The sequence below is a fragment of the Alteromonas sp. AO-Serp genome, from assembly GCF_017849675.1.
Taxonomy (GTDB): domain Bacteria; phylum Pseudomonadota; class Gammaproteobacteria; order Enterobacterales; family Alteromonadaceae; genus Alteromonas; species Alteromonas macleodii.
In genome coordinates this window covers 1-2359 of record NZ_JAFLMX010000050.1, presented here as the reverse complement: position 1 = coordinate 2359, position 2359 = coordinate 1, and the positions used below count along the sequence as shown (strand labels likewise).

Here is a 2359-nt window from a genome sequence, read left to right as displayed (position 1 = left end):
AACAGCATCAGAAGCCCAACAACTTGAGGTTGTACAATAGGTAGCTCGAATAGCACGTTATAAGACTACAGCATCCTTATCAGTGTTACTTCTCATCAAGGAAAGTACTCCATTGATTCAACCGCACATGTAAAGTGAGAGACTTTTAAAGTACCTCTTCTGAAGCTGTATCCAAGTCCATATCTACTGCGACAAACAAAGTGCTTAAGCGCTTTACAGTTCGAAAAAATCCTCAACGAACGAATATCAAATGGTCGATTTTAGGTACTCACTACGTAGTAAGAGCATTGTTTATTTCGTGGAAATTATGTGTAGTGCATCCATCAACATGGCTTAAAGCTGACGACACTGGCCTGTATTGCGAGCCGGGTGAATTCTATATTGACCCGATGAATGAAGTGGCCACAGCACTGGTCACTCACGGACACGCTGATCATGCTCGCGCAGGCCACCACAGTGTCTATGCCAGCGCAGAAACACTGGCCATTATGAAAACCCGCTACGGCGATGAAATGGCAACACACCAACACGCCATAACGCTAGGTAAGTCAGTGACATTTAATGACGTTGCGGTCACTTTTTTCCCCGCCGGACACATTCTAGGCTCTACCCAAATTCTTATCGAACATGCAGGTTATCGCGTTGTAGTTTCAGGCGACTACAAACGTCGCCACGATCCTACCTGCCCGCCGTTTGAAGTTGTCCCTTGCGATGTATTGATTACCGAGGCCACTTTTGGCCTTCCTGTATTTAAACATCCACCTATAGAGCACGAAATAGATAAGCTCCTTCACTCATTACGTGTTTTTCCCGAACGATGCCACCTTGTTGGTGCGTATGCCCTAGGGAAATGCCAGAGGGTTATTTTAGCGCTACGTGAAGCGGGGTACGAAAAGCCCATCTACTTACATGGTGCGCAGCTAAAGCTATGCGATTTATATGAACAGCTTGGAATAAGTCTAGGCGCTTTAATTCCTGTATCCGACGTCGCAGATAAAAAAGCACTGGCAGGTGAGATTGTATTAGCGCCCCCCTCGGCATTGGCCGACAGGTGGTCGAGAAGCTTACCCAATGTGCGCCCTGTTATGGCGTCTGGCTGGATGCAAATTCGCGCCCGTGCGAAGCAAAGAAATGCCGAACTACCGCTTATTATTTCCGATCACTGCGATTGGCCAGAATTATTACAAACCATTGAAGAAGTGAATCCCAAAGAAGTATGGGTGACCCACGGTAGAGAGGACGCGTTAATGTATCAAGCTGAAAAAATGGGGTTCAAAGCTAGGGCATTATCGCTTGTCGGCTACGATGAAGAAGAGCAAGGAGGCGACTAATGAAAACATTTAGTAATTTGCTTGAGCAACTTTATTACACGTCGGGAAACAAAGCCAAAGCGCAACTCATTGCTGATTACATTGCCAACACACCTGACCCTGATCGTGGCTGGGCTATAGCCGCTATGGCCGGTACGTTGCGATTCGATTTTTTTAAGCGTAACACTGTGAAAAAGCTCATTACCGAACACACTGACTCTGCACTTTTTGCAATGAGCTACGATTATGTGGGAGAGGTTAGCGAAACCGTGGCGCATTTATGGCCTTACAGTGAACCTACGGATAATCTTCCAAGTCTTACTGAAGTCGTAGAAACCTTTGCGTCTGTGAGTAAACAGAAGGTGTCGGAAACGCTAGCCAACTACCTGACGATAATGACCCCTGCACAGCGCTGGGCTTTATTGAAACTTGGCACCCGCGGATTGCGCATAGGCGTGTCGGCTCGCTCCATTAAACAAATACTGGCCGATTATGGCAATAAAGATATCAAAGAAATTGAAACGCTGTGGCACGCGGTTACACCACCCTACACCGACATGCTTGCTTGGCTAGAAGGCAAAGCTGACAAACCTGACATTGAAAATGCAGTTACTTTCCACCCCGTGATGCTCTCCCACCCTATTGAGGACAGCGATATTGATGCTTTTACGGAAAACACGTGGCAAATTGAAAACAAGTACGACGGTATTCGTGTTCAGCTTGCTGTTAAATCGGAGCCTATTGCCAGTAAATGCGCCACAAGAAAAGACCAGAACGATAACAAAAAAGGGCAAACAATCGATGAAGAGACGCCGGATAAGGCGCTTTTCTCACGCACAGGAGATGACATTAGCCATTCTTTTCCCGATCTACTTGAAACGGTAAAAGGAAATATGGTGCTAGACGGTGAACTACTGGTTATTCATAACATAAAAGGCGACGCTTATGACGCTATGGCTTCACAGCCGAATGTCGACACATTCAATGCACTTCAGCAACGCCTCAACAAGAAAAAGCCAAGTAAAGCACTGCAAGCGTCTTCACCTGTT

At 46.3% G+C, this 2359-nt stretch carries 2 protein-coding genes; both read left to right on the top strand.

The genetic code is table 11. The features are described 5' to 3' along the window. Nucleotides 1-314 precede the first annotated feature (314 nt). Nucleotides 315-1331, top strand: coding sequence for a ligase-associated DNA damage response exonuclease (locus tag QVA83_RS04370; protein ID WP_287498154.1), 1017 nt, complete (start codon nt 315-317; stop codon nt 1329-1331). Further along, nucleotides 1331-2359, top strand: a 1029-nt coding sequence (locus QVA83_RS04365; RefSeq protein ID WP_502711453.1) for a DNA ligase-like domain-containing protein, incomplete at its 3' end; no start/stop codon positions are given. The genes QVA83_RS04370 and QVA83_RS04365, both read left to right, overlap by 1 nt.